Origin of the sequence: Azoarcus sp. DD4, assembly GCF_006496635.1 — a bacterium.
GTDB lineage: Bacteria > Pseudomonadota > Gammaproteobacteria > Burkholderiales > Rhodocyclaceae > Azoarcus.
Genome location: NZ_CP022958.1, coordinates 1,758,098 through 1,781,089 on the forward strand (window position 1 = coordinate 1,758,098; position 22,992 = coordinate 1,781,089).

A 22,992-nucleotide genomic window follows, 5' to 3' on the forward strand; every position below is an offset into this window, starting at 1 on the left:
CGTCGGACTTCGGAGAGCGCACATGCCGCGTCCCGCCATCATCCACAAGACCGCCGCCGATCTGGCGGTGGCGCCCAATCTGGCCGACTACGCTGCCACCTGCCGCAACTTCCGCTGGGCCGACGCACGCGCGGCGCTGGCGGGGCTGCCGGGCGGCGGCCTCAACATCGCCCACGAGGCGGTGGTGCGCCATGCGGCGGGCGCGCTGCGCGACCATGTCGCCTTCCGCTTTCTCGGCCGCGGCGGCGTGCGCGACGTGAGCTACGGCGAACTCGCCGCGCTCACCGCGCGCTTCGCCAATGTGCTGCGCATGCTGGGCGTAGGCCGTGGCGAGACGGTTTTCGTGCTCGCCGGGCGCATCCCCGAACTCTACGTCGCGGTGCTGGGCAGCCTGCGTGCCGGCTGCGTGGTGTCGCCGCTTTTCTCCGCCTTCGGCCCGGAGCCGGTGGCGACACGCATCCGGCTGGGCGAGGGCGCGGTGCTGGTCACGACCGACCTGCTTTACGCGCGCAAGGTGGCGAAGCTGCGCGAGCAGCTGCCCAGCCTGCGCCATGTGTTGCTGGTGGCCGAAGAGGGTGGCACCACCAGCGAGCCTGGCACCCACGACCTCGCCGCGCTGATGGCGCAGGCCGCCGACGAATTCGACACCGCGGCCACCACCGCCGACGACCCCGCGCTGCTGCACTTCACCAGCGGCACCACCGGCACGCCCAAGGGCGCGATGCATGTGCACGGCGCGGTGGTGACGCACTGGGCGACCGGCCGTTACGCGCTAGACCTGCATCCGGACGACGTCTTCTGGTGCACCGCCGACCCTGGCTGGGTCACCGGCACCTCCTACGGCATCGTCGCGCCGCTGCTGCACGGCGTGAGTTCCATCGTGGACGAGGCGGACTTCGACGCCGAGCGCTGGTATCGCATCCTGCAGGAACAGCAGGTGAGCGTGTGGTACACCGCGCCGACCGCGATCCGCATGCTGATGAAGGCCGGCCCAGAACTGGCGCGCAAGTTCCGCTTCCCCAGGCTGCGCTTCGTCGCCAGCGTCGGCGAGCCGCTCAACCCGGAGGCGGTGTGGTGGGGCAAGGAAGTGCTCGGCCACGCCATCCACGACAACTGGTGGCAGACCGAGACCGGCGGCATCATGATCGCCAACCTGCCGGCGCTGGACATCAAGCCCGGTTCCATGGGCCTGCCGCTGCCGGGCGTGGAAGCCGCCATCGTGCGCCAGCACGCCGACGGTTCGGTGGCGCTGGTAAGCAAGGCGGACGAGGAGGGCGAACTGGCGCTGAGGCGCGGCTGGCCGTCCATGCTGCGCGGCTACCTCAACAACGAGGAACGCTACCGCAAGTGCTTCGCCGGCGACTGGTACCTGACCGGCGATCTCGCCCGGCGCGATGCCGACGGTTACTACTGGTTCGTCGGCCGTAGCGACGACGTGATCAAGTCCGCCGGCCATCTGATCGGCCCCTTCGAGGTCGAGAGCGCGCTGATGGAGCACCCGGCGGTGGCCGAGGCCGGGGTGATCGGCAAGCCGGACGAGATGGTGGGCGAGGTGGTGAAGGCCTTCGTCTCGCTCAGGCAGGGTTACGTGGCCGACGAGGCGCTGCGCCTGGAACTGCTCGGCCACGCCCGCAAGCGGCTGGGTGCGGCGGTCGCGCCCAAGGAGATCGATTTCCTGCCGGTGCTGCCGCGCACCCGCAGCGGCAAGATCATGCGGCGCCTGCTGAAGGCGCGCGAACTCGGCCTGCCCGAAGGCGACACCTCGACGCTGGAGGCCGGCGCATGACGCGCAAGACTACCGCGACCACTGCGACCGCCACGACGACCGCCCGCCCGCTGGCGCTGCGCCTGCTCGCCGACATGCTGCGCATCCGCCGCATGGAAGAGAAATGCGCCGAGCTGTACGGGGCCGGCCAGATCCGCGGTTTTCTCCATCTCTACATCGGCGAGGAGGCCTGCGCCACCGGCACGATGCATGCACTGGAGGACGGGGACAACGTCGTCGCTACCTACCGCGAGCACGGCCATGCGCTGCTGCGCGGCGTGCCGATGAGCGCGATCATGGCCGAGATGTTCGGCAAGGCGGCCGGCTGTTCGCGCGGGCGCGGCGGCTCGATGCACCTCTTCGACGTGACGCGCCATTTCTACGGCGGCAATGCCATCGTCGGCGGCGGCCTGCCGCTGGCGACGGGGCTGGCGCTGGCCGACCGCATGCAGGGCGTGCGCCGCGTCACCGCCTGCGTGTTCGGCGAGGGGGCGGTCGCCGAAGGCGCCTTCCACGAGGCGATGAACCTCGCTGCGCTGTGGCGGCTGCCGGTGCTGTTCTGCTGCGAGAACAACCTGTACGCGATGGGTACCGCGCTGGCGCGCTCCGAATCGCAGACCGATCTCTGCGCCAAGGCCGCCAGCTACCGGATGGCCACCTGCAAGGCCGACGGCATGGATGTGCGCGCGGTGCTGGAGGCCACCACGCAGGCGGCGCGCCAGGTGCGCGAGGGCGAGGGCCCGGTCTTCCTCGAACTGCAGACCTACCGCTTCCGTGCGCATTCCATGTTCGACCCCGAGCTGTACCGCGACAAGGCCGAGGTCGAGGCGTGGAAGGCGCGCGGGCCGATCCACACCTTTTCTGCGCAGCTGAAGGCGGCCGGCATGCTGACGGAGGAAGGCTTCCTCGCGCTCGATGCCGAAGCCGGAGCGGAGATCGACGCCGCGGTGGCGTTCGCCGAGGCCGCCCCCTGGGAGCCGGTCGAGGATCTGCCGAGGGACGTGTACACGCCGGGAGCGCAGCCATGAGGATGAGCTACCGCGAGGCGCTGCGCCTGGCCTTGCGCGAGGCGCTCGCCACCGACCCGCGCGTCTTCCTGATGGGCGAGGACGTCGGCCGTTACGGCGGCACCTACGCGGTGTCCAAGGGCCTGCTGGAGGAGTTCGGCCCGGAGCGCATCCGCGACACGCCGCTGTCGGAACTCGGCTTCGTCGGCGCCGGCATCGGTGCGGCGCTCGGCGGCATGCGGCCCATCGTCGAGGTGATGACGGTCAATTTCAGCCTGCTGGCGCTGGACCAGATCGTCAACAACGCGGCGCTGCTGCGCCACATGTCCGGCGGCCAGTGCTCGGTGCCGCTGGTCGTGCGCATGGCCACCGGCGCCGGCCGCCAGCTCGCCGCCCAGCATTCGCACAGCCTGGAGAACTGGTACGCCCACATCCCCGGCATCCGGGTGCTGGCGCCGGCCACCGTGGCGGATGCGCGCGGCATGCTGGCACCGGCGCTGGCCGACCCCGACCCGGTGGTGATCTTCGAGCACGCCCAGCTCTACAACCTGGAGGACGAGCTGCCGGACGAACGGCGGTGCGACATCGCCCGCGCGGCGGTGCGGCGCGCCGGCACCCGCGCGAGCGTGTTCGCCTACGGCGGCTGCCTGCCCAAGGCGCTGCAGGCGGCGGAGGAACTCGCGGCCGAGGGCATCGACGTCGAGGTGGTCGACCTGCGCGTGCTGCGTCCGCTCGATACCGAAACCATCGCCGCCTCGGTGGCGCGCACGCATCGCGCGGTGGTGGTGGACGAGGGCTGGCGGAGCGGCAGCCTCGCCGCCGAGGTGATCACCCGCATCGTCGAGGACAGCTTCTACGAGCTCGACGCACCGCCGGTCCGGGTGTGCAGCGAGGAGGTGCCGATTCCCTATGCCAAGCACATGGAAGAGGCGGCGTTGCCGCAGGTCGGCAAGATCGTCGCGGCGGTGAAGGCGCTGGTGGGGGCGTAGGCCGATGTTCGACTTCAAGCTGCCCTCGCTCGGCGCCGACATGGACGAAGGCAGGCTGCTGGAATGGCTGGTGCGGCCCGGCGACGCGGTGAAGAAGGGCCAGGCGGTGGTGGTGGTGGATACCGCCAAGGCGGCGGTGGACGTGGAGATCTGGCAGGACGGCACGATGCACGAGCTGCTGGTGCAGCCGGGCGAGAAGATCCCGGTGGGCACCGTGCTCGCCATCGTGCTGGCGCCCGGCGAGAAGGCGCCGGCGGCGAAATCGCCAAGGGCGCACGGCAGGCCGTCGGCGAAGGCGGCGCCGGCCGCGGTACAGCCAATCAGCGCGGTGGCGGTGGCGGCACCGTCGGCCGGGGCGCGGCTGCGCATCTCGCCGGCGGCGCGGCGCAGGGCGGAGCAACTGGGTGTGGCGCTCGCCGGCCTGCAGGGCAGCGGCCCCGACGGTGCGGTGACGCTGGCCGATGTCGAACGTGCCGCGGCGGCGGCGCCCGGCGCAGCGGAAGCGGCGCCCGCTGTCGCCGTCGACCGCATCGCCGAAACCCGCCGTGCCATCGCCGCGGCGATGAGCCGCGCCAAGCGCGAGATCCCGCACTACTACCTGTTCGAGTCGGTTCCGCTGGCGCGCGCCCAGGCCTGGCTGGCCGCCGCCAATGCCGATCGCCCGATCACCGCGCGCCTGCTGATGGCGGTGCTGCAGCTGAAGGCGGTGGCGCTGGCCGCGAAGCGCTATCCCGAGATGAACGGCTGGTACCGCGACGGCGGCTTCGAGCCGGCTGCGGCGGTGCACATCGGCGTGGCGATTTCGCTGCGCCAGGGCGGGCTGATCGCGCCGGCGCTGCACGAGGCCGATGCCAAGCCGCTCGGCGTGCTGATGGCCGAGCTCGGCGACCTGGTGAAACGCGCCCGCGCCGGCTCGCTGCGCAGCTCGGAGATGCGCGATCCGTCCATCACCGTCACCAATCTCGGCGACCAGGGCGTGGAGGCGGTGCTGGGGGTGATCCATCCGCCGCAGGTGGCGCTGGTCGGCTTCGGCCGCATCGCGCCGCGGCCGTGGGTGGAAGACGGCGTGATGCAGGTCGTGCCGGTGGTCACCGCCAGCCTGGCGGCCGATCACCGGGTGTCGGACGGCCATCGCGGCGCGCGCTTTCTCGCCGAGGTGCGCGAGTTGCTGCAGCGGCCGGAGGAACTCTAGGGAGGCGGGATGGACGATACCGAACTGCGCGCCGTCGTGCTGGCGACGCTGAAGACGATCGCGCCGGAAGTGGAAACGGACGCATTGCGCGGCAACCGGCCGCTGCGCCAGCAGGTCGATCTCGATTCGATGGACTGGCTCAACTTCCTGATCGGCCTCGCCACCCGGCTGAAGGTGGCGATCCCGGAAGCGGACTACGGCCGGCTGGCGACGCTGGATGCCTTGGTCGATTACCTGCGCGACCGTCTGCCGGACTGAGGTTCAGGCGTCTTCGGCCTTGCTGCCGGGCTTGGGCGGCGTGAGCGGACGGGCGAACTCGCGCCGCAGTTGTGTGAGCTGGCGCAGCCCGGTGGCGACGCGGGCGTTGAAGGACTCGGCCGGCATCTCGCCCTCGTCGTCGGGTACGCCGGCCGGCAGGCCGCTCAGCAATTCCATCGCTTCGTCGGCGCTCGCTACCGGCCAGATGCGGAAGCGCCCGGCACGGGCGGCGTCCACCACCTCGCGCCTGAGCATCAGGTGGCAGACATTGGCGGCGGGGATCAGCACGCCTTGCTCGCCGGTGAGACCGCGCGCCGCGCAGATGTCGAAATAGCCCTCGATCTTTTCGTTGATGCCGCCCACCGGCTGCACCACGCCGAACTGGTTGACCGAGCCGGTGACCGCGAGCGACTGGCGCAGCGGCACATTGCCGAGCGCGGACAGCAGCGCCGCGAGTTCGGCCAGCGAGGCGCTGTCGCCGTCGATGCCGCCGTATGACTGTTCGAACACCAGGCTGGCCTTGAGCGACAGCGGCATGCGCCGGCCGAAGCGGGCGGCCAGGAAGGACGACAGGATGAGCACGCCTTTGGAGTGGATCGGCCCGCCGAGCTTGACCTCTCGCTCGATGTCCACCACCTCGCCCTCGCCGACACGCACCGCGGCGGTGATGCGCACCGGGTGGGCGAAGCTGCTGTCGCCTAGCGGCACCACGGCCAGCCCATTGACCTGGCCGACCGCGCTGCCGGCGGTATCGACCAGCAGCTGGCCGCGCAGGATCCCGTCGCGGTAGCGCTCGCGGATGCGTTCGTGGCGACGGCGATGGGCGTCGAGCGCCGCCTCGACGTGCTCGCGCTCGATGCGCGTGGCGTGCGCCGCGCCGGCGAAGTAGTCGGCCTCGCGCATCAGGTCGTCGAGCGGCTGGGTCTGGGTGCTGAGGCGCTCGGCATCGCTCGCCAGCCTCGCTGCCTGCTCGATCAGCCGGGCAACCGCTGCGGCGCTGAAGGGGCGCAGCGCGTCGCGGCGTGCCAGGGTGGCGATCAGCCGCGCGTAGTGGGCGGTGTTCTGCGGATTGCGCTCGACCTCGCTGTCCATGTCGGCGTTGATCTTGAAGAGCGCAGGAAACTCCGGGTCGTACTGCGACAGCAGGTAATAGATGAGGCGCTCGCCGATCAGCACGATCTTGAGTTCGAGCGGCATCGGTTCGGGTTCTAGCTGGACCGTACTGGTGAGACCGATCAGGTCGGACAGCGACTCGATGCGGACATGGCCGGCGGTGAGACAGCGCTTGAGACCTTCCCAGGCGTAGGGCTGGGACAGCACCTTGACCGCGTCCAGCATCAGGAAGCCGCGGTTGGCGCGGTGCAGCGCGCCGGCCCGTATCAGGGTGAAGTTGGAGAGCAGGGTGCCCATGTGCACCACGTGCTCGATGCGGCCGACCAGGTTCTGCAGCGTCGGATGGTCTTCATGGACCACCGGCCGCTGGCCGTCGGCGGGGTTCTCCACCAGCAGGTTGACCAGATAACGCTGCACGGTAATCAGGCCGCTGTAGGTGGTGGTTTCGGTGTCGCCTTCGCTCTGGGTCGAGGTGTGCAGGGATTCCCCGGTTTCGATGATGTCCTGCAGAACTGCGTCGAGGTAGGCGGTGACGACGGGGAGGTCGTCGTAGCGCGGCCTGATCGCATCGACCAGGTGGGTCACGGTGGCGCGCAGGGCCTCGCTGCCGGCCTGCTTGATGCGGTCCTGCATGTCCTGGCGCCAGCGCGGAAACTGCTCCATCAGCTTGTGCATGCGCTCGTGGAGCATCTTGATGTGGCCGGCGAGTTCGTCCTTGCGCGCATCCGGCAGCGCTTCGAACTCTTCCTTCGTCAGCGTCTCCTCGCCTTCCTTCAGGGGCACGAAGGCGAAACCGTGGGGCGTGCGCAGCAGCGCGATGCCCAGCGTCACGGCCTCGTTGCCGAGCGCCTGCAGTGCTGCTTCCTCGCGCTGCTTCTCCTCGTCCTGCAAGGCTTCGAGGCGGCCACGGTAGTCGTCGCTCTGGAATACCGCGGTGATCGCCGGCAGCAGGGCGTCGACCAGGCGCTGCATGTCGTCGCGCAGGCCGGGACCACGGCCGCAGGGCAGGCGCAGCAGGCAGGGGCGGGCCGGTTCGGCGAAGTTGTAGGTGTAGCACCAGTCGGCCGGTGGTTCGCCGCCGCGGCGTTCGGTTTCGAGCAACTGGCGGGTGATGGCGTGGCGGCCGCTGCCGGTCTCGCCGAGCACGAAGAGGTTGTAGCCGTCCTTGCGGATGTCGAGGCCGAGATGCATCGCCTCGACGGCGCGCGGGTGGATCAGGGCGGCGTCGAGATCGGGGAGTTCGTCGGTACTGCCGAAATCGAGCGCTGCCGGATCGCAGGCGGTGTAGAGCACTTCCGGCTGAAGCGGAGCGGACGGGCACATGGGGACGGCCTCGTGTTGTGCTTTTGAATAAAGCATAAGCGCCCGAAAGCAGAAAAGCGCCCTGCGGGGCGCTTTTCTGCTGGAACCGCTGGATGGCGGGGAGGGCGCTGGCCGCCCCCGCCATCGCTGTAATGCGCTTACTGCGCCTGCTGGATACCCGCCAGGCGCCAGCCGCCGCTGCCGTCGCGCGGTTTGACCAGGTGCCAGATCTCGTTGATGGGCTCGGGTGCGCTGTCGCGGTCTTCGCGCAGCAGGCCGCGGTAGAGCACGCTGACGACGTAGCGCGAGGCTTCCTCGACCACTTCCAGAACTTCCGCCTCGATCTCGAGCACGTCGGTCTGCTGCGCCGCTTCACTGCGGGCGAGGATATTGGTCTTGAGTTCCGCGAACATCTCGGGCGTGGTGAACTCGCGCAGGTCTTCGAGGTTGCCGGCATCGTGCGAGGCCTGCAGGCGGATGAAGTTGACCTTGGCCTGGCGGACGAAGCCGGCCACGTCGAACCCGGCCGGAATGTTGCCGGCGGCAGTGGGGGCGTCGAAGGCCGTCTGCGCACTGGACGCCGTGGCAGCGGCCGGCGGGACGGCTGCATCGTAGCTGCCCCGCGTCGGGGCGGAGCCGGCGTAGTGCATGCCACCTGCACCGGCACCCGCCAGGGCGGGCTGCTGGGCCGCGGCACGACGGCGCATGATGAGGCCGACGACCACCAGCACGGCCATGACCAGCAGGCCGATCATCATCATCGAAGCGAGTTCTTCACCGAAGCCCAGGTGCGAGGCCAGTGCCGCGAGACCCAGACCGGCGGCCAGACCGGCGAGCGGGCCCATCCACGAGCGCTTGGGCTGAGCCGCCGGGGCCGCCGCGGTGGCCGGCGTCTTCGCGGCGGTCGAAGCCGTGGGCGCGGTGGGCGTCTGCATCTGCGTGGTGCTGGGGGACGTGCTGGGCGTGGTCATCTGCCGTTGCATGCCCGACGAGCTACCGCCGCCGAGGCGCTTGGCAGCTTCGGCTTCGGCCACGTTCAGGGTGAGCCCGAGGGCAAGTACTGCGGCAAACAAAGAGAATCCTTTCATCGAAGGCTCCTGGTGAGGAAATGACTCCTGGAGGATAGCGGTCGATGGAAGAAAGAAAAATCAGGAATGAGAAGACTTTTGAATCGAAAAAACCGAATTGGTGGGAACTGAATCCGGACCTCGGTGGCAATTTGCCTCGGCAGCCATGGGCCGCTGGCCTCCGCGAGTGCAGGAGCAGCCCGGCGCAGGCTGCGCCAGGGGCGCACTAGCCTCCCAGCGACTTCGCCGTGTCCTGGATCAGCCGGCTCATCCAGCGGGTGGCGGGGTCGACGTCGCGGTACTGGTGCCACTGCAGGCTCCAGCCCATGTTGGGGATGTCGAGTGGCGCCGGCAGCACGCGCAGCGGCAGGTAGCTCGCCCACAGCTCGGCCAGGCGGCGGTGGATGGTGGCGATGCGGGTGGTGCCGACGACGTAGTGCGGCACCGCGCTGAAGGTGGTGGCGACCACCTCGGCGCGGCGCTCGATGCCGAACTTGTCGGTCAGCCATTCATCCACGCTCGGCCGGCGCTGGCTGCCGAAGCGCACCATCACATGGCCGAGGCCGAGGTATTCGTCCAGGCTCAGGGTCTCGCCGATCAGCGGATTGTCGCGCCAGCACAGGCAGACGAAGGACTCTTCGAACACCGCGCAGCGCGGGTGCTGGTCGGAGAGGAAGTTGTCCGGCAGCAGGATGAAGTCGGCGTGGCCGCGCTCCAGCTCCTCGACCGGCGCGTCGGTCGGCGTCAGCAGCTCGAAGCTGACCCTGGGCGCGATCTCGCTGGCGGCGCGGATCACCTCCGGCATCAGCACCGTCGCGGTGTAGTCGGACATGATCAGGGGGAATTTGCGGTCGGCGCTGGCGGGGTCGAACTCCGGCCGCTGTTCTATCGTGGTCTGGATCTGGATCTGGATCAGGATCAGGATCTGGATCTGGATCTGGATCAGGATCGCCCGCACCGGCGTCACCAGGCTCTCGCCCAGCGGCGTCAGCACCATCTTGCGGCCCACTTGCACCAGCAATTCGTCGCCGAAGAACTCGCGCAGCCGCGCCAGCGCGCCGCTGGTGGCCGACTGGCTCAGATACACCTTCTCGCCGGCGCGGGTGATGTTCTGTTCGCTCAGCAGGGCGTCGAGCACCACCAGCAGGTTGAGGTCGAGTCGGTTGAAGCGCATTGCGGAAGTCCCCTGTCGCTGTCGTTATCGAAGCGAAGCCGGTCGTCGTGTGCCGGCCCTGTCTTTCATCCGTCGTGTCGATACCTGTCATGGGATCAAACGATTTTTTTGATGAATGGAGGGGATTTACTCTTTCCTTCACGCGCTTGCATGGTGCGCAAAAGGTGCCAGCGAACGCTCCCGCCGCCCCGCTCAGCCCGGTGCGCGGGCAGACAGATAAAGACAGGAGACAAGCCGTATCGTCACACCACGCCTTTGCGCGGCCGCTTCGCCGCGTGCGCTGCAGTCCGCGGCTTGCTTCGTTGCCAGTTCCAACGCCGGCGCGCCGGGGGCCTGAGTCGTGACGGCGATCCAGTTGCATCCCTGCGGCCCGGCCTGTCCGCCGGCCTGTGGTACCGCCGCGCCGCGCCGCGACGAACGCCATCCGCACACCATAGATCTGCACTGCCATGCGCTGGTGCCGGCGGTCGAGGCGCTGGTCGAGGGCGCAGCCGAACGCCAGGTCGAAGCCGCCGCGCTGGCCGAGTCGATGGGCGAGGCCTCGATGACCCACAACCGCGAGACGATGCTGCCGCACGCCGGTCCGCGCCTGGTCGATGTCGCGCTGCGACTGCGCGAGATGGATGCGATGGGCGTGGATGTGCAGGTGCTGAGCCCGTCGCCGGCGCAGTACTACTACTGGGCCGGCGCCGAACTCGCCGAAGAGGTCGTGCGTCAGCAGAACGAGGCGATCGCCGCAATGTGCGCCGAACACCCGGCGCGCTTCCTCGGCCTCGGCACGGTGGCGCTGCAGCATCCGGAACTGGCGCTTGCCCAGCTCGAGCACGGCGTCAAACGGCTCGGCCTGCGCGGGGTGGAGATCTCCACCCACATCGACGGCATGGAACTGAGCGATGCCCGCCTCGAGCGCTTCTGGGCGAAGGTGGAAGCGCTCGGCTGCGTGGTCTTCGTCCATCCCTTCGGCGCCAATCTCGGCAGCCGGCTGCAGCAGCACTACCTCTCCAATTTGATCGGCCAGCCGCTGGAAACCACCATCGCGCTGTCGCACCTGATCTTCGGCGGCGTGCTCGACCGCCACCCGGCGTTGCGCATCCTCGCCGCCCACGGCGGCGGTTACCTGCCCACCTACGCCGGCCGTTCCGACCACGGTTACAAGGTGCGCCCGGAAGCCGGCGCCATCGCCCGCAAGCCCAGCGACTACCTGCGCCAGATCTGGATCGACTCGCTGGTGTATTCGCCGCAGGCGGTGCGTTGGCTGATCGACCAGGTCGGCATCGGCCAGGTGGTGGTCGGCACCGATTACCCCTTCGACATGGGCAGCGACGACGTCCACGGCCTGGTCGCTGCCATCCCCGGCCTCAACGACGACGACCGCGCCCGCATCCTCGGCGGCAATGCCGCGCAGCTGCTCGGCCTGGTGCCGGAAACCTCCCCGCGCTGAACCGGAGTCCCCATGAATTCCCGCACCCCCAATCCGCTCAAGGGCTGGCAGCTCGACCGCGAGGCGATCCGCTTCGTCGGCCACGACCTGCAGCGCCCCGAATGCATCCTCGCCGAGCCCGACGGCACACTGTGGGCGGCCGACGCCCGCGAGGCCGAGCGCGGCGCCGCCAGCCAGACCGACGCCACCGGCGTGGTGGTGACCACCATGGAACAGATGAGCGCCAGCATCGCGCTGGTTGCCGACGGCACCGAACAGGTCCGCGCCAACGCGCTGCACAGCCTCAACGGCACCCAGGAAGGCAGCCACGCGCTCGACCTGACGCAGCGAAGTCGACCGGGTGCACACCGCCTTCACCGAAATCCGCCAGCTTGTTGAAGACTTCCTGCGCCGCACCGCCGCCATCGCCGAACTCACCCATCAAGTGAAGGGCATCGCCGGCCAGACCAACCTGCTCGCCCTCAACGCCGCCATCGAAGCCGCCCGCGCCGGCGAACAAGGCCGCGGCTTCGCCGTCGTCGCCGACGAAGTGCGCAAGCTCGCCGAACACTCCAGCCAGGCCGCCGGAGGCATCGAGGAAGTCGCCACCGCGCTGGGCGCGCAATCGGCAACGGTGGGCGATTCGCTGCAATCCGGCCATCGCTCGCTGGAAGCCGCCCTGGAACAACTCGCCGGCCTGCAACAGGTCATGCTCGCTGCCGGCGACGCGGTGGCAACCACCACCCGCGAGATCGACGGCAACGCCGAAGCAGTCAGGGAGCAGAGCCGCGGTAGCACCGAGGTGGCGGGCAAGGTGGATGAGATCGCGCGGATGGTGGAAGACAACTCGCAGGTGGTGGTGCGGGCTGCGGGAGCGGCGCGGAAGCTGGAGGAACTGGCTGGGGGGCTGGCGGGGGCGGTGTTGGTGTTTCGGGTTTGAGGGGCACTGCGGTGCCTAGGGGTTGCTGACCGGCCATTGCCGACGTTCGGCGAACCTCGCGGTACCGGCCGCTCTAGATAATGAAGTGGCCTTCCGACGCGTTCACGGGTGCCAAGTCCATACACGGCGTGGCATGCCTTCCATTCATAAGCGTCTCCGCCACCGATACTGGCCAACGCGTTTTCCGACGAAACTCGTTCGAGCAACGCGGGCCGGATCGGTGCGTCACCGATGATATTGGCTGTGACTTCAATGACGTGAGTCTCCGGCGTCCGCTCGTCGATGCCAGAATGCACCTTGCTCCATCGCCGATGGTAATCCACGCTTTGCTTCTTGCTCTCCTCCTCATCTAGCTATGTCGCCACCCGTGCAAACATCGCAGCCAAGTGATCTATGAACAGCCGCACCCGCGCCGGCAGATGACGGCGTGACGCGTACAGCACCTGCACCGGCGCGCGCGGACCTGCCCACTGCGGCAGCACCTCCACCAACCGGCCGCTGGCCAACTCGTCCGCCACGTCGAGGATAGAGCGACGTACCAAGCCCAAGCCCGCGAGCGCCCAGTCATGTGCAAGTTCGCCGTTATCCGTCGCAAATCGCCCCTTCACCCTCACGGTCGTTAGCGCGCCCGTGTCGCGCTGCTCCAGTCGCCAGTCTGCGTGAGCCACGCCGCTGCGGCTCATCACGATGCAATCGTGCTTGGCCAAGTGTTCCGGCGTCTGCGGCGCACAGCGCTTGGCCAGATAAGCCGGGGCCGCGCAGATGATGCGGCGATTGTCGGTGAGGTGCCGCGCAATCAGCCGCGAATCCGCCGTACCGCCGATTCGCACCGAACAATCCAGGCCGCCCTCAATCAAATCGACAATCTGATCCGACAGCATCAGCTGCACCGTCAATCGTGGTGCCATCGCCGCTAGCTCGGCCAGCGCCGGCCCGATCCAGCGACGACCCAGTGCAACCGGCGAGGACACACGCAGCACGCCCTGCGCCTCGTGCCGGCCACGGCCCACCGCCACCTCCGCATCGTCCACCTCGGCCAGAATCACCTGACAGCGTTCGTAGTAGATCGCCCCTTCTTCTGTCAACGCCAAGCGACGTGAGCTGCGCTGCAGCAGGCGCACGCCCAGATCCGCCTCCAGCCGAGATAGACGCTTGCTGCCCACCGCCGGTGAAAAGCCCAGCTCACGTCCCGCCGCCGACAAACTACCGCAGGCTACGGCGCTCACAAAAAAGCGCATATCGGCCAGTTCCACCATGCTTGACCCTCGCTATGTTTTCCAAACTGGAATAGATGGTTGTGCGTTTAGCTGTATTTTTATCCAAAAGCAAAAATATAAAAATAGAGGCACGTCAGCAAGGGGCTGACGACTGACCGATAAAGGACGACTCCATGACGACACCACGACTCCGGCACATCACTATCGCCCTCGCATTAACACTCACGGCCGCTGTCGCCTGCGCCGCCGACACGCCCGCGCTGCCCAGCGCGTCATCGCTCATCGTCGATCAGGGCATTGCCGCCCCGCAGCGTGAAGCCATGATGCTGGCCGCCCGCCGCTACTACGCCTTTTGGAACACGGGTGATGCCAGCTATGCCAAAGCGGCGCTTGCCAGCGACTTTATCGACCGCACTTTGCCGTCCGGCCGCCCGCAAGGTGTTGAAGGCCCCATGTTTGCCTCCAGCCACTTTCGCGCCGCCGTGCCCGACCTTGCCGCTTCGGTCGACGAAATGCTCCTCGTTGGCGACCGCGTGGTGGGCCGCCTGCACTTCACCGGGCACTTCACCGGCAGTTTCAACGGGGTGCAGGGCAAGGGCCAAAAGGTGGATTTCATCGCGACCGACATCTACCGCATTGCCGACGGGCGCATCGCCGAGAACTGGCATCTGGAAGACAACCTGGCGCTGTTGCAGCAAATGGGCATCGTCGGTCACTAAGCCCACCGCCAAGGAGTCCATCATGTCACTCAAAGACAAACAAATCGTCGTTATCGGCGGCAGCTCCGGCATCGGCCTCGCCGTCGCCCATGGCGCTGCCGCACAAGGCGCCAAAGTCCTCGTTGCCGGACGCGATGCCCACAAGCTGGCTGCCGCCGCCCACGCCATTCCGGGTATCGCTACCGAAGTGCTCGACGCGCGCGACGAAGAACAAGTCGCCGACTACTTCGCGCGCATCGGCTCGCTCGACCACCTGGTCGTCACCGCCGGCGGCCTGGTCGCGGCCTCGCCACTCGTCACACAAGACTTCGCTGCCCTGCGCGATGCGGTGGTCAGCAAGCTCTACGTCAGCCTGCTGGCCGCCAAGCACGCCGCCCCGCGTCTGCGCGCCGGTGGGTCCATCGGCCTGACCTCCGGCATGCTGGCCCGCAAGCCCACGGCCAATGCGCTCGTCAAGACGCTGATCAATGCCGCGCTGGAAGCCGCGGTCCGGCAGATGGCAAAGGAACTCGCCCCGCTGCGCGTCTACGCTGTCAGCCCCGGCCCCGTCAACACTCCCAGTTGGGCGCACCTGGACGACACCGCCCGCGCCGCCGTGTTCGACAAGCTCAACAGCACGCTGCCCGTCGGCTTCGCCGCCAGCCCTGACGACACCGCCGCCGCCTACCTCTTCGCCATGCAAGCTCGCGCCCTCACCGGCACTGTGATCGACCTCGACAGCGGCGCCTTGATCGCCGGATAAGGAAACCGATATTCGTAGCCGGCACAGCGTAGCGGCGTCTTCGCACTGCGCAGTGCCGGATTCCATTCCCTGCCGCCTGAATCGCGCCGCCGTTCGTGAAGCCCCGTTGAGCAATGACTGGACCAGAGTGAATCGCACCGGGTTTCGTGGAGGCCGGTTGAATCGCTCCGATTTTTTTTAGTGGACGTCTCCTGCCGCTTTAACGCTTGGAGCGGCAGCAGCCTTATGGTCCGTTGAACCTCAGCAAAGGCGCCGAGCAGGACTCCCATCCTCAATGCCTTCTGTGCTCAGTTTCCTGCCGCTGATGCTCGCCAGGCCGAATGTCCGGATCGGGTCGGAAACAGTGAACCGGGCTAGACGTTGTGACTGGCCGCTCTGGCCGAGTTGCTGGCATGGCGTGGATGGCGGCTTCCGGAGCGGAGTTGCCTCTCCAACGATGACTCGCGATCTTGCGCTACCGGCCAACTCCGGACATTGGCGAACAAGTCCCAAAGGGGCTAGCTGATCGCATCGAAATTTCACCCTCTGCTACAAATCCGCAGCGAGCTTGGTTGAGCACCGCATTTCGCCCTACGCGCCGGTGTGCAACTGGGTGCTCTCGGCGGCGAAACAGGTTCGCTCCTATCAGACATCCCGGCGCCGACGGGTGAACTACACTGAAACCGTTTTCGCATCGGCAACTTGCAGCCCAAGGAGCCAAAATGATCGACGCGCGTACCGGTAGACCGCTTACCACTGATTGTCCAAAAGCTGCAGAACGGTATCAGCTCGCTGTTGATCTCATCCTCGGTTCTGAGACCGGCGCTGTGGAAGCTCTCGATCAGGCTTTGGCGCTGGACAGCAATCTCGCGCTGGCCCTTGCTGCACGTCATATGCTTGGCAAAGACGCCAACGCTGCAGATGCCGATCTATTCAAAGAACGTGCCCTACTGGCAGCACGATCTGCGCTGCCCTGGGAGCGTGCGCACATCTCCGCACTCTTTGCCCTGCTTGAAGATCCCTATACCAACCTTGCCGCTACCGAGGCCTACGTTGCTGCCAATCCCAGAGACCTGCTGGTCATTTCGCAACTTTGCGGTTATCTGATCTTCTACGGAGGTGAGCGCAAGCTTGAGCGCGTTCTCAATATCATGGAATCGGTCGATCCCAGTTTGCGTGATGATTGGGCCTGGCTCGCACGCCTGGGGTTCGCAGCCAGTGAGGCCGGTGATCAGAAGCGTGGTCGGGCGCTTGTCGAGCAAGCACTGCAGCGGCGCCCACAGGCTCCCTACGTTATTCACAGCTATGCGCACGTGTTACACGACCAGGGCGAACCCGGAGAGTCATTGGAATTGCTGGGTTGCTGGCTGAATGAACACCGCCCGGCGGCGGAGGGCGGCGCGATGTATGGTCATGTGCAGTGGCACCTGGCACTGGCCGAGTGGCAGTTGGGGCTAACCGAGCAGGCATGGCAGCGCTATGAGCGTTACTGTGCACCAGAGGTCACTCGCTGTGGTCCGGTGTTGACCCTGGCTGACTGTGGCGGTTTCTTGTTGCGTGAATACCTGCGCACCGGAGCTACGCGCCCGATTTCAGCCGCGGTTTCCGTCCTGTCCGAGCGGTTCAATTCTATGCTGTCGCATCCGTTCATAGCGCTGCATCTCGCGGGAATTCAGGCATCGGCGGGGGATACTGGTGCCCTTGAGCAAAGCAGGGCGGCTATCACGGCCAAGGAGCCCAGCGACCAGACACGGCTCTCGCTCAGGCTGGTTGACGCCGTCAGCCAGTTTGCCAGGGGGCAGTACGCCGAGGCAGCCGATACATTGAAGCTGATATCTGCAGATCAACGCGTTGGCGTTGGGGGAAGTCGTGTTGAGCGCATCCTGATCGACCTGCTTGAAACAAGAGCGGTTGAGCTCGCTGCCTAGTACGTGACTGCTCCCGACGGTTCGGGCCATCTGAAACGCGAGATGGCCGCTTCCAGGAAGAAGGGGAAGTCATCCGCAAGAGCCGTTCTTCCCGAAGAGCAGATGGTCAGGATCGTGCGGTAGGCGGATCGTCCTGCGGTCGCGAAGGTTTGCCGGACGCCTCCGGCTATGCGGCTTTGGCGAGCACGCTAGCCAGTTCCCGCAGCAACGAACCACCGTCGCCTCGCCACGCGCTACCGTGCATGCAGGCCAGCGTCGTCGGCTGCTCGTCGGCGAGCCGGGTCAACGTGGCGCGGGTGCTCGGCGCATGAGCGAAGTAATCCATCGGTGCTCGGAAGGCTTCGCTCGGGGCGAGGATGTCGGCTTCCGTCAGCGCCAACTCGCCGGCGCCCGGCTGTGTGAACAGATCTCCACAGAAGAAGGTGCGGGTGGATACGTCCATCATCAGCCCGCACTCCCAGGCGTGGGGCACGTGCGGCGTGTCGAACCAGCGCATCGTGTGGCGGCCTGTGACGAGCGACTCGCCGTCGGCCATCGCGCGCGGCGCGCGGTCCGCCAGGTCGTTCATCGACACCATGGCGGCAATCTGACCGCACAGCGGCACGGCCCGCGGGGCTGCCGCGAGGAATTCGTTCAGTGAGCCGCATTCGTCGGCCTCGACGTGCGACAGGCCGAGATAGCACAGCCGTTCGAGCGGCAGCACGCGGGCGATGGCCTCGCTGACCGGCGGGAACAGCTTTCGTGGCCCGGTGTGAAAGAGCAGCGGCTCGTCGTCCACGATCAAGTACTGATTGAAGCTGAAAGCGGCGCCATCCGGAAACCGGATGGGGGTGTTGATGCGGTAGATGCCATCGGCGATCTCGTGGACATTGGTGCCTGACTCGCGGTTGGTGATCATGGGACCTCCAGTGAAAGAGCGCAGGATCTGTCGCCACCCGGCAGATCGTTACACCCCTTCTTGTAGGCGACCCGACGCCGCACTGCAATCCTGTGGCGCCGGCAGCCCACCGTTAGGAAGACATCGAAGCGCGGCCGCTCCTGCGCGCACCGCAGAGGCGCCGCCGAGGACTGCCCGGCGGACAAGCAGCACTACTCGCTGGCGCAAGCGGCAGCGAATCGGCATCACCCCCGCCGCGCAGCCTCGATCGCCGCAACATCGATCTTCCCCATCTCCATCATCGCTTCAAACGCCCGCTTGGCCGCGGCGGGGTCCGGGTCGGCGATGGCGTCCGTCAGCACCCGCGGCGTGATCTGCCACGACAGGCCCCATTTGTCCTTGCACCAGCCGCACACGCTTTCCTGGCCGCCGTTGCTGACGATGGCGTTCCACAGGCGGTCGGTCTCGGCCTGGTCGTCGGTTGCGACCTGGAACGAGAAGGACTCGTTGTGGGTGATTCCCGGGCCGCCGTTCAGCCCGAGGCAGGGGATGCCCATGACGGTGAATTCGACGGTGAGGACGTCGCCTGCCTTGCCGGAGGGATAGTCGGCCGGGGAGCGAAGGATGCGTCCCACCGCGCTGTCCGGAAACGTCCGTGCGTAGAAGCGGGCGGCCTCCTCGGCCGTGCCGTCGTACCAGAGACAAATCGTGTTCCTGCTGACCATGTCGTTCTCCTGCGCTTGAGGAAGGTGGGGCCGAGCCGGGACGGCGGGCCCGACGCGCCGGCCCTTGCGCTCGCTGCTGTGAAGCATAGACGTCGGCTTTCGGCTGGGCGCCAGCGCCCGTTCCGTCCGATTTTCCGGTCCCGCCGCGGCGGCAGGCTGCTCGACATCGACCGCATGTTGCTGCACATCCCGCCCTTCGTCACCGGCTGGGGCGGCTTTCTGCGCGCGGTGCGCACCGAGCTGGCGCTGCCGTACCGGCTGCGCGAACTGGCGATCTGCGCGGTGGGGGCGCTCACCGGCTGCGCCTACGAGCTGCAGCAGCACCGGCCGGAGTTCCTGCGCGCCGGCGGCAGCGCGGCGCAGTTCGCCGCGCTCGCCGACGGCATCCGCGCAAGCAATGACGACGGCCTGTTCGACGCCACCGAGCGCGCGGTGCTGCGGCTCGTCGTGGAGATGACACAGGGCGGCGCCGCCAGGGCCGAGGCGGTGACCGCGGCGTGCGCGGCACCGCCCGACGACCAGCAGGCGGTGGAGCTGGTCGGCGTGATCGCCGCCTACAACATGGTCGCCCGCTTCATCAACACCCTCGACATCCAGCCCGAATGACGGGCAATCCCCGACACCCAAGGAGAACCCCATGATCCAGTACATCAAGCAAGGCAAGCCGGCCGAAGTGAAGGCCGACCTCAACGCCCAGGTGCGCGTCACCGTCGAAGGCATCCTCAAGGACATCGAAAGCCGCGGCGACGCCGCGGTGCGCGAGTACTCGGCGAAGTTTGACAAGTGGTCGCCGGCGAGCTTCCGCCTGAGTGCGGAAGAGATCGAGGCCTGCATCGCCGGCCTGCCGGCGAAGACGCTGGAGGACATCCGCTTCGCCCAGGCGCAGATCCGTCGCTTTGCGCAGATCCAGCGCGACTCGATGACGGACGTCGAGGTCGAGACCCTGCCCGGCGTCATCCTCGGCCACCGCAACATCCCGATGAACTCGGTGGGCTGCTACATCCCCGGCGGCAAGTACCCGCTGATCGCCTCCGCCCACATGAGCGTGCTCACCGCCCAGGTGGCCGGGGTGAAGCGGGTGATCGCCTGCGCGCCGCCCTTCGAGGGCAAGCCCTGCGCCGAGATCGTCGCCGCCATGCATCTGGCCGGCGCCGACGAGATCTTCTGCCTGGGCGGCGTGCAGGCGGTGGCGGCGACGGCGATCGGCACCGAATCGATCAAAGGCGTGGACATGATCGTCGGCCCGGGCAACGCCTTCGTCGCCGAAGCCAAACGCCCGCTCTTCGGCCGCGTCGGCATCGACCTCATCGCCGGCCCGACCGAGACCATGGTGATCTGCGACGACACCGTGGACGCCGAACTGGTGGCGGTGGATCTGCTCGGCCAGGCCGAACGCGGCCCGACTTCGCCCGCCTACTGCATCACCACCAGCAAGAAGATCGCCGCCGAACTGCCCGCCGCCATCGAAACCGTGCTGGCCCGCCTCGACACCGCGCCGGTGGCGAGCGTGTCGTGGCGCGACTACGGCGAGATCATCCTGTGCGACACCGACGAGGAGGCGCTGCAGGAAGCCGAACGCCTGTGCTCCGAGCATGTGCAGGTGATGACCAGGGACCCCGACTGGTACCTGCAGCGCATGACCCGCTACGGCGCGCTCTTCCTCGGCCACCGCACCAACGTCAGCTATGGCGACAAGGTGATCGGCACCAACCACACGCTGCCGACCCAGGGCGCCGGCCGCTACACCGGTGGGCTGTGGGTGGGCAAGTTCATCAAGACCCACACTTACCAGCGCGTGCTCACCGACGAGGCCGCCGTGATGGTCGGCGAATACTGCTCGCGCCTGTGCGGCTACGAGCACATGAGCGGCCACGAGGAACAGGCCGACATCCGCGTGCGGCGTTTGAAGGCCGCTTGAGGTGAGGACCCCCACGCTTGCGGCTGCCGCCGCTGCGCTGCCCCCCGAGGGGGCGCAGATCCCCTTGGGGCGGCCCGGCGGGAGACCTGAGATGACGCTCGACAACAAGGTCGCACTCGTCACCGGCGGCGCCCTACGTCGTGCCGGCGCGCTTGGTGCCGCAGCCGCAGGACCTGCGCATCACACTCAAGCTCAACGGCGACACCATGCAGGACGAGAGCACCGCCGACATGATCTTCCCCATCCCGCGCCTGATCGAATACCTCAGCGCGCGCATCCAGCTGTGGCCGGGCGACATCCTGATCACCGGCTCGCCCGCCGGCAACGGCTCCCACTACAACCGCTACCTGCGCGACGGCGACGTCATGGAAGGGACGATCGCCGGCATCGGCACCCAGCGCAACCGCTGCGTCGCGGCACCTGCGCGCTGATTCCCGCAAACCGATACCGGAGAAATTCGATGTACCGACATCTGCTGGTTCCGCTCGACGATTCGGATCTCGCCGTCGAGGTGGTCGCGCAGGCCCTCGCGCTCGCCAGGCCGCTCGGTGCGCACATCACCTTCTTCCATGCACGGCCCGATTTCGGCGCCACCCAGGACGGCGCGCTGCAGCGCAGCCTGGACCCGGCCGGCTTCGCCGCCGGCGCCGCAGGGCATGCGCGTGCCGTGCTGGCCAAGGCCGAGGTGTCCGCACGCGCGGCCGGGGTCGCGTACGACACGCTTGCTGTCACATCCGACCGGCCCTTCGAAGCCATCGTCGAGGCGGCCGAAGCCCGCGGCTGCGACCTGATCTTCATGGCCTCGCACGGCCGGCGAGGCATCCGCGGGCTGATGCTCGGCTCGCAGACCCACAAGGTGCTGCAGCACAGCGCCATCCCGGTGCTGGTGTGCACCGTCGAGAGCAATGCCGCGGGCCAGGAGATGAAGCGTGCGATCGGCATCATCAAGGACGAACACCGCTCGCTCGCCGCGGTAATCCACGGCTTGCGCCACCTGGTGGCTCAGGTCCGGGAGCAGGGTGTCGCGGCCGATTCCGGCCTGCTGCGGGCGGCGCTGCATTACATCCGCGTCTTCCCGGAAGCCCTGCATCATCCGAAGGAGGAGGACTGGCTGTTCCGCCGCCTGCGCGGGCACGACGATCGGCTCGACGCCACGCTGAGCCTGCTGGAAGGGCAGCATCGCGACGGCGGTCGCCGATTCGCCGAGCTCGAGCAGACGCTGGCGGCCTTCGAGCAAGGCCGGGCCGACATCGACGGCTTCGCCACCGCCCTGGAGCACTTCGCCGAACTCGAATGGGAGCACATGAGCGTGGAGGAAAAGGTCGTCATCCCCGCCGCCCAGGCGCGCCTCTCCGAACACGACTGGCACGAGATCGCCCGCGCCTTTGCCGACAATGGCGATCCCCGCCTGGGGGCCGAACCGGACGAGCAGTTCCGGCGCCTGTTCGCGCGCATCCTCAACCTGGTCGCCGAGCAGGCGGACCGGACCGGCACGCCGGATGCCGCACTTAGATGAGGGCGTCGGGGCAACGGCGCCGTCCGGCGCTCGCCGCCTCGCCCCTTTCGTTGCCGAATTGGCTTTGCCGCTGCAGGTTTCCCCCGTCTTCCTCTTTGCCTGCAAGCGGTTTCGAGCGCTCGGCGGCCGTCTCGGTCGGCCGCCGATTTTTTTCATAGGCAATGCGCCGCGGGCGAGCATTTCGTCACCGCTGCGCTCATGAATCCGCAGCCGTTCAATCCAGTCGCGCTGCCCTGACCTGGCGGCCCAGGCTGGCCATTACCGCGGCCTGCGCCGCCCGGTCGGTCCTGGCCCCGGTCAGGAACACGCAGAGGACGACGGGCTGGCCGGTCGGCGTCCAGTAGACGCCCACATCGTTGGCGGTGCCGTTGTCGCCGGTGCCGGTCTTGTCGGCAAGGCGCCATCCGGCTTCCAGCCCGGCGCGCAGGCGCTCGCCGCTGGTGCGGGTGGCGAGCATCCAGTCGGTAAGTTGCTGGCGAGAATGGCTGCCGAGACCGTCGCCCAGCAGCAGGCGGCGCAGGTCGGCACCCATCGCGGCGGGTGTGGTGGTGTCGCGCGGGTCGCCCGGGCGGGCTTCGTTCAGGTCGGGCTCGTAGCGGTCCAGTCGGGTAAGGCTGTCGCCCTGCGCGCGCAGGAAGGCGTTGAAGGCCTCCAGTCCGCCCAGCGCGTCGAGCAGCAGGTTGGCCGCCGTGTTGTCGCTGTCCGCGACCGCGGCCTCGCACAGTTGCGCCACGCTCATGCCCGGTCCGTCGGCGAAGGAGCGGGTCACCGGCGAATATTCGAGCAGATCCTGCCCGGCGAAGCGGATGCGACGGTCGAGGCGCTCCTTGCCTGCATCCACCCGGGCCAGCACCGCCGCTGCGGCCAGCCACTTGAAGGTGCTGCACATCGGAAAGCGCTCTTCGCTGCGATAAAGAAATTCTTGTCCACTGCGGCCGTCGAACAGGTACATCCCGAGACGGCCGAAGCTGTCCGCCTCGAGCTTGCGGCAGAGCTCGGCGAGTTGCGGCGGCGCGCCATGGGCGATGCGGGCGCCCAGGGTGAGGCTCAAACTGCTGATCAGGAGGAAGGTGCGGCGCTTCATCGGTCCGGCTCCACGGGAAAATGAAGGGCGCATCCTAGTGGGTGTGTCGAGCTTGCTTCA

22 protein-coding genes are annotated in these 22,992 nt (G+C 67.8%); 15 read left to right on the forward strand and 7 right to left on the reverse strand.

The window, feature by feature from the left end:
- Positions 1–22: 22 nt before the first annotated feature.
- The 5 genes from acsA to CJ010_RS08270 are packed head-to-tail and all read left to right on the forward strand — an operon-like array spanning position 23 to position 5,211.
- The gene (gene acsA / locus CJ010_RS08250; RefSeq protein WP_141017590.1) at positions 23–1,786 is read left to right on the forward strand and encodes an acetate--CoA ligase; all 1,764 of its coding nucleotides are present in this window, start codon (positions 23–25) and stop codon (positions 1,784–1,786) included.
- Positions 1,783–2,793: a pyruvate dehydrogenase (acetyl-transferring) E1 component subunit alpha gene (gene pdhA, locus CJ010_RS08255; RefSeq protein ID WP_141017591.1), complete on the forward strand. Its 1,011-nt coding sequence runs from the start codon at positions 1,783–1,785 to the stop codon at positions 2,791–2,793. Before acsA ends, pdhA begins: the two co-directional genes overlap by 4 nt.
- Complete coding sequence (locus tag CJ010_RS08260; RefSeq protein ID WP_141017592.1) at positions 2,790–3,761, forward strand: alpha-ketoacid dehydrogenase subunit beta; 972 nt, start codon at positions 2,790–2,792, stop codon at positions 3,759–3,761. The genes pdhA and CJ010_RS08260 overlap by 4 nt, the downstream gene beginning before the upstream one ends.
- A gap of 4 nt (positions 3,762–3,765) precedes the next feature.
- Entirely contained in the window at positions 3,766–4,953 is a 1,188-nt protein-coding gene (locus tag CJ010_RS08265) for a dihydrolipoamide acetyltransferase family protein (protein ID WP_141017593.1), read from the forward strand.
- Positions 4,954–4,962: 9 nt separating this feature from the next.
- Positions 4,963–5,211 (forward strand): acyl carrier protein, encoded by a 249-nt coding sequence (locus tag CJ010_RS08270; protein ID WP_141017594.1) that lies wholly within the window; start codon positions 4,963–4,965, stop codon positions 5,209–5,211.
- A 3-nt stretch (positions 5,212–5,214) separates the two neighbouring features.
- Here the strand turns inward: CJ010_RS08270 and CJ010_RS08275 are convergent, their stop codons facing one another.
- The 3 genes from CJ010_RS08275 to CJ010_RS08285 form a co-directional block, all read right to left on the reverse strand.
- Positions 5,215–7,647 carry a Lon protease family protein gene (locus CJ010_RS08275; protein WP_240794530.1) on the reverse strand — a complete coding sequence of 811 codons (2,433 nt, stop codon included), beginning with the start codon at positions 7,645–7,647 and terminating at the stop codon, positions 5,215–5,217.
- A 137-nt stretch (positions 7,648–7,784) separates the two neighbouring features.
- Positions 7,785–8,714 (reverse strand): Tim44 domain-containing protein, encoded by a 930-nt coding sequence (locus CJ010_RS08280; RefSeq protein ID WP_141017596.1) that lies wholly within the window; start codon positions 8,712–8,714, stop codon positions 7,785–7,787.
- Positions 8,715–8,919: 205 nt separating this feature from the next.
- Positions 8,920–9,867 carry a LysR family transcriptional regulator gene (locus CJ010_RS08285; RefSeq protein ID WP_141017597.1) on the reverse strand — a complete coding sequence of 316 codons (948 nt, stop codon included), beginning with the start codon at positions 9,865–9,867 and terminating at the stop codon, positions 8,920–8,922.
- Between the two features lie 340 nt (positions 9,868–10,207).
- On the opposite strand from CJ010_RS08285, the gene CJ010_RS08290 reads away from it, so the two are divergent.
- The 3 genes from CJ010_RS08290 to CJ010_RS08300 are packed head-to-tail and all read left to right on the forward strand — an operon-like array spanning position 10,208 to position 12,227.
- A complete protein-coding gene (locus tag CJ010_RS08290; protein ID WP_141017598.1) occupies positions 10,208–11,308 on the forward strand; it encodes an amidohydrolase family protein in 1,101 nt (366 codons plus the stop codon).
- Positions 11,309–11,320: 12 nt separating this feature from the next.
- Complete coding sequence (locus CJ010_RS25260) at positions 11,321–11,686, forward strand: hypothetical protein (protein WP_205754915.1); 366 nt, start codon at positions 11,321–11,323, stop codon at positions 11,684–11,686.
- Positions 11,649–12,227 (forward strand): methyl-accepting chemotaxis protein, encoded by a 579-nt coding sequence (locus CJ010_RS08300; RefSeq protein ID WP_141017599.1) that lies wholly within the window; start codon positions 11,649–11,651, stop codon positions 12,225–12,227. Before CJ010_RS25260 ends, CJ010_RS08300 begins: the two co-directional genes overlap by 38 nt.
- Positions 12,228–12,580: 353 nt before the next feature.
- On the opposite strand, the gene CJ010_RS08305 is transcribed toward CJ010_RS08300, so the two are convergent.
- Positions 12,581–13,483 (reverse strand): LysR family transcriptional regulator, encoded by a 903-nt coding sequence (locus CJ010_RS08305; RefSeq protein WP_141017600.1) that lies wholly within the window; start codon positions 13,481–13,483, stop codon positions 12,581–12,583.
- 134 nt (positions 13,484–13,617) lie between these two features.
- Between CJ010_RS08305 and CJ010_RS08310 the strand changes: the two genes are divergently transcribed.
- The 3 genes from CJ010_RS08310 to CJ010_RS08320 all read left to right on the forward strand — a co-directional run bounded on the left by CJ010_RS08310 (position 13,618) and on the right by CJ010_RS08320 (position 16,812).
- Positions 13,618–14,163 (forward strand): ester cyclase, encoded by a 546-nt coding sequence (locus CJ010_RS08310; RefSeq protein WP_141017601.1) that lies wholly within the window; start codon positions 13,618–13,620, stop codon positions 14,161–14,163.
- A gap of 22 nt (positions 14,164–14,185) precedes the next feature.
- A complete protein-coding gene (locus tag CJ010_RS08315; protein WP_141017602.1) occupies positions 14,186–14,905 on the forward strand; it encodes an SDR family oxidoreductase in 720 nt (239 codons plus the stop codon).
- Between the two features lie 701 nt (positions 14,906–15,606).
- On the forward strand, positions 15,607–16,812 hold the full coding sequence (locus CJ010_RS08320) for a hypothetical protein (RefSeq protein ID WP_205754916.1): 1,206 nt from the start codon (positions 15,607–15,609) through the stop codon (positions 16,810–16,812).
- A 166-nt stretch (positions 16,813–16,978) separates the two neighbouring features.
- Here CJ010_RS08320 and CJ010_RS08325 read toward each other — a convergent pair whose 3' ends face one another.
- Positions 16,979–17,710: an MBL fold metallo-hydrolase gene (locus tag CJ010_RS08325; RefSeq protein ID WP_141017603.1), complete on the reverse strand. Its 732-nt coding sequence runs from the start codon at positions 17,708–17,710 to the stop codon at positions 16,979–16,981.
- A 224-nt stretch (positions 17,711–17,934) separates the two neighbouring features.
- Positions 17,935–18,414: a VOC family protein gene (locus CJ010_RS08330; RefSeq protein WP_141017604.1), complete on the reverse strand. Its 480-nt coding sequence runs from the start codon at positions 18,412–18,414 to the stop codon at positions 17,935–17,937.
- Positions 18,415–18,588: 174 nt separating this feature from the next.
- Between CJ010_RS08330 and CJ010_RS08335 the strand changes: the two genes are divergently transcribed.
- From CJ010_RS08335 to CJ010_RS08350, 4 genes are all read left to right on the forward strand, one after another.
- A complete protein-coding gene (locus CJ010_RS08335; RefSeq protein ID WP_141017605.1) occupies positions 18,589–19,020 on the forward strand; it encodes a carboxymuconolactone decarboxylase family protein in 432 nt (143 codons plus the stop codon).
- Positions 19,021–19,051: 31 nt separating this feature from the next.
- Entirely contained in the window at positions 19,052–20,332 is a 1,281-nt protein-coding gene (hisD, locus tag CJ010_RS08340; RefSeq protein ID WP_141017606.1) for a histidinol dehydrogenase, read from the forward strand.
- Between the two features lie 155 nt (positions 20,333–20,487).
- Positions 20,488–20,763 carry a fumarylacetoacetate hydrolase family protein gene (locus CJ010_RS08345; RefSeq protein ID WP_240794531.1) on the forward strand — a complete coding sequence of 92 codons (276 nt, stop codon included), beginning with the start codon at positions 20,488–20,490 and terminating at the stop codon, positions 20,761–20,763.
- A gap of 29 nt (positions 20,764–20,792) precedes the next feature.
- Positions 20,793–21,848, forward strand: a complete 1,056-nt coding sequence (locus CJ010_RS08350) for a universal stress protein (protein WP_141017608.1) — start codon at positions 20,793–20,795, stop codon at positions 21,846–21,848.
- Between the two features lie 214 nt (positions 21,849–22,062).
- On the opposite strand, the gene bla is transcribed toward CJ010_RS08350, so the two are convergent.
- Entirely contained in the window at positions 22,063–22,932 is an 870-nt protein-coding gene (gene bla, locus CJ010_RS08355) for a class A beta-lactamase (protein ID WP_141017609.1), read from the reverse strand.
- Positions 22,933–22,992 lie beyond the last annotated feature (60 nt).

Coding starts and splice junctions, on each gene's coding strand:
- CJ010_RS08315 (WP_141017602.1), top strand. CDS start 14,186: ATGTCACTCAAAGACAAACAAATCGTCGTTATCGGCGGCAGCTCCGGC.
- bla (WP_141017609.1), bottom strand. CDS start 22,932: ATGAAGCGCCGCACCTTCCTCCTGATCAGCAGTTTGAGCCTCACCCTG.
- hisD (WP_141017606.1), top strand. CDS start 19,052: ATGATCCAGTACATCAAGCAAGGCAAGCCGGCCGAAGTGAAGGCCGAC.
- CJ010_RS08275 (WP_240794530.1), bottom strand. CDS start 7,647: ATGTGCCCGTCCGCTCCGCTTCAGCCGGAAGTGCTCTACACCGCCTGC.
- CJ010_RS08320 (WP_205754916.1), top strand. CDS start 15,607: ATGATCGACGCGCGTACCGGTAGACCGCTTACCACTGATTGTCCAAAA.
- CJ010_RS25260 (WP_205754915.1), top strand. CDS start 11,321: ATGAATTCCCGCACCCCCAATCCGCTCAAGGGCTGGCAGCTCGACCGC.
- CJ010_RS08330 (WP_141017604.1), bottom strand. CDS start 18,414: ATGGTCAGCAGGAACACGATTTGTCTCTGGTACGACGGCACGGCCGAG.
- CJ010_RS08265 (WP_141017593.1), top strand. CDS start 3,766: ATGTTCGACTTCAAGCTGCCCTCGCTCGGCGCCGACATGGACGAAGGC.
- CJ010_RS08260 (WP_141017592.1), top strand. CDS start 2,790: ATGAGGATGAGCTACCGCGAGGCGCTGCGCCTGGCCTTGCGCGAGGCG.
- CJ010_RS08270 (WP_141017594.1), top strand. CDS start 4,963: ATGGACGATACCGAACTGCGCGCCGTCGTGCTGGCGACGCTGAAGACG.
- CJ010_RS08310 (WP_141017601.1), top strand. CDS start 13,618: ATGACGACACCACGACTCCGGCACATCACTATCGCCCTCGCATTAACA.
- CJ010_RS08350 (WP_141017608.1), top strand. CDS start 20,793: ATGTACCGACATCTGCTGGTTCCGCTCGACGATTCGGATCTCGCCGTC.
- CJ010_RS08335 (WP_141017605.1), top strand. CDS start 18,589: ATGTTGCTGCACATCCCGCCCTTCGTCACCGGCTGGGGCGGCTTTCTG.
- CJ010_RS08280 (WP_141017596.1), bottom strand. CDS start 8,714: ATGAAAGGATTCTCTTTGTTTGCCGCAGTACTTGCCCTCGGGCTCACC.
- CJ010_RS08325 (WP_141017603.1), bottom strand. CDS start 17,710: ATGATCACCAACCGCGAGTCAGGCACCAATGTCCACGAGATCGCCGAT.
- CJ010_RS08305 (WP_141017600.1), bottom strand. CDS start 13,483: ATGGTGGAACTGGCCGATATGCGCTTTTTTGTGAGCGCCGTAGCCTGC.
- pdhA (WP_141017591.1), top strand. CDS start 1,783: ATGACGCGCAAGACTACCGCGACCACTGCGACCGCCACGACGACCGCC.
- acsA (WP_141017590.1), top strand. CDS start 23: ATGCCGCGTCCCGCCATCATCCACAAGACCGCCGCCGATCTGGCGGTG.
- CJ010_RS08285 (WP_141017597.1), bottom strand. CDS start 9,867: ATGCGCTTCAACCGACTCGACCTCAACCTGCTGGTGGTGCTCGACGCC.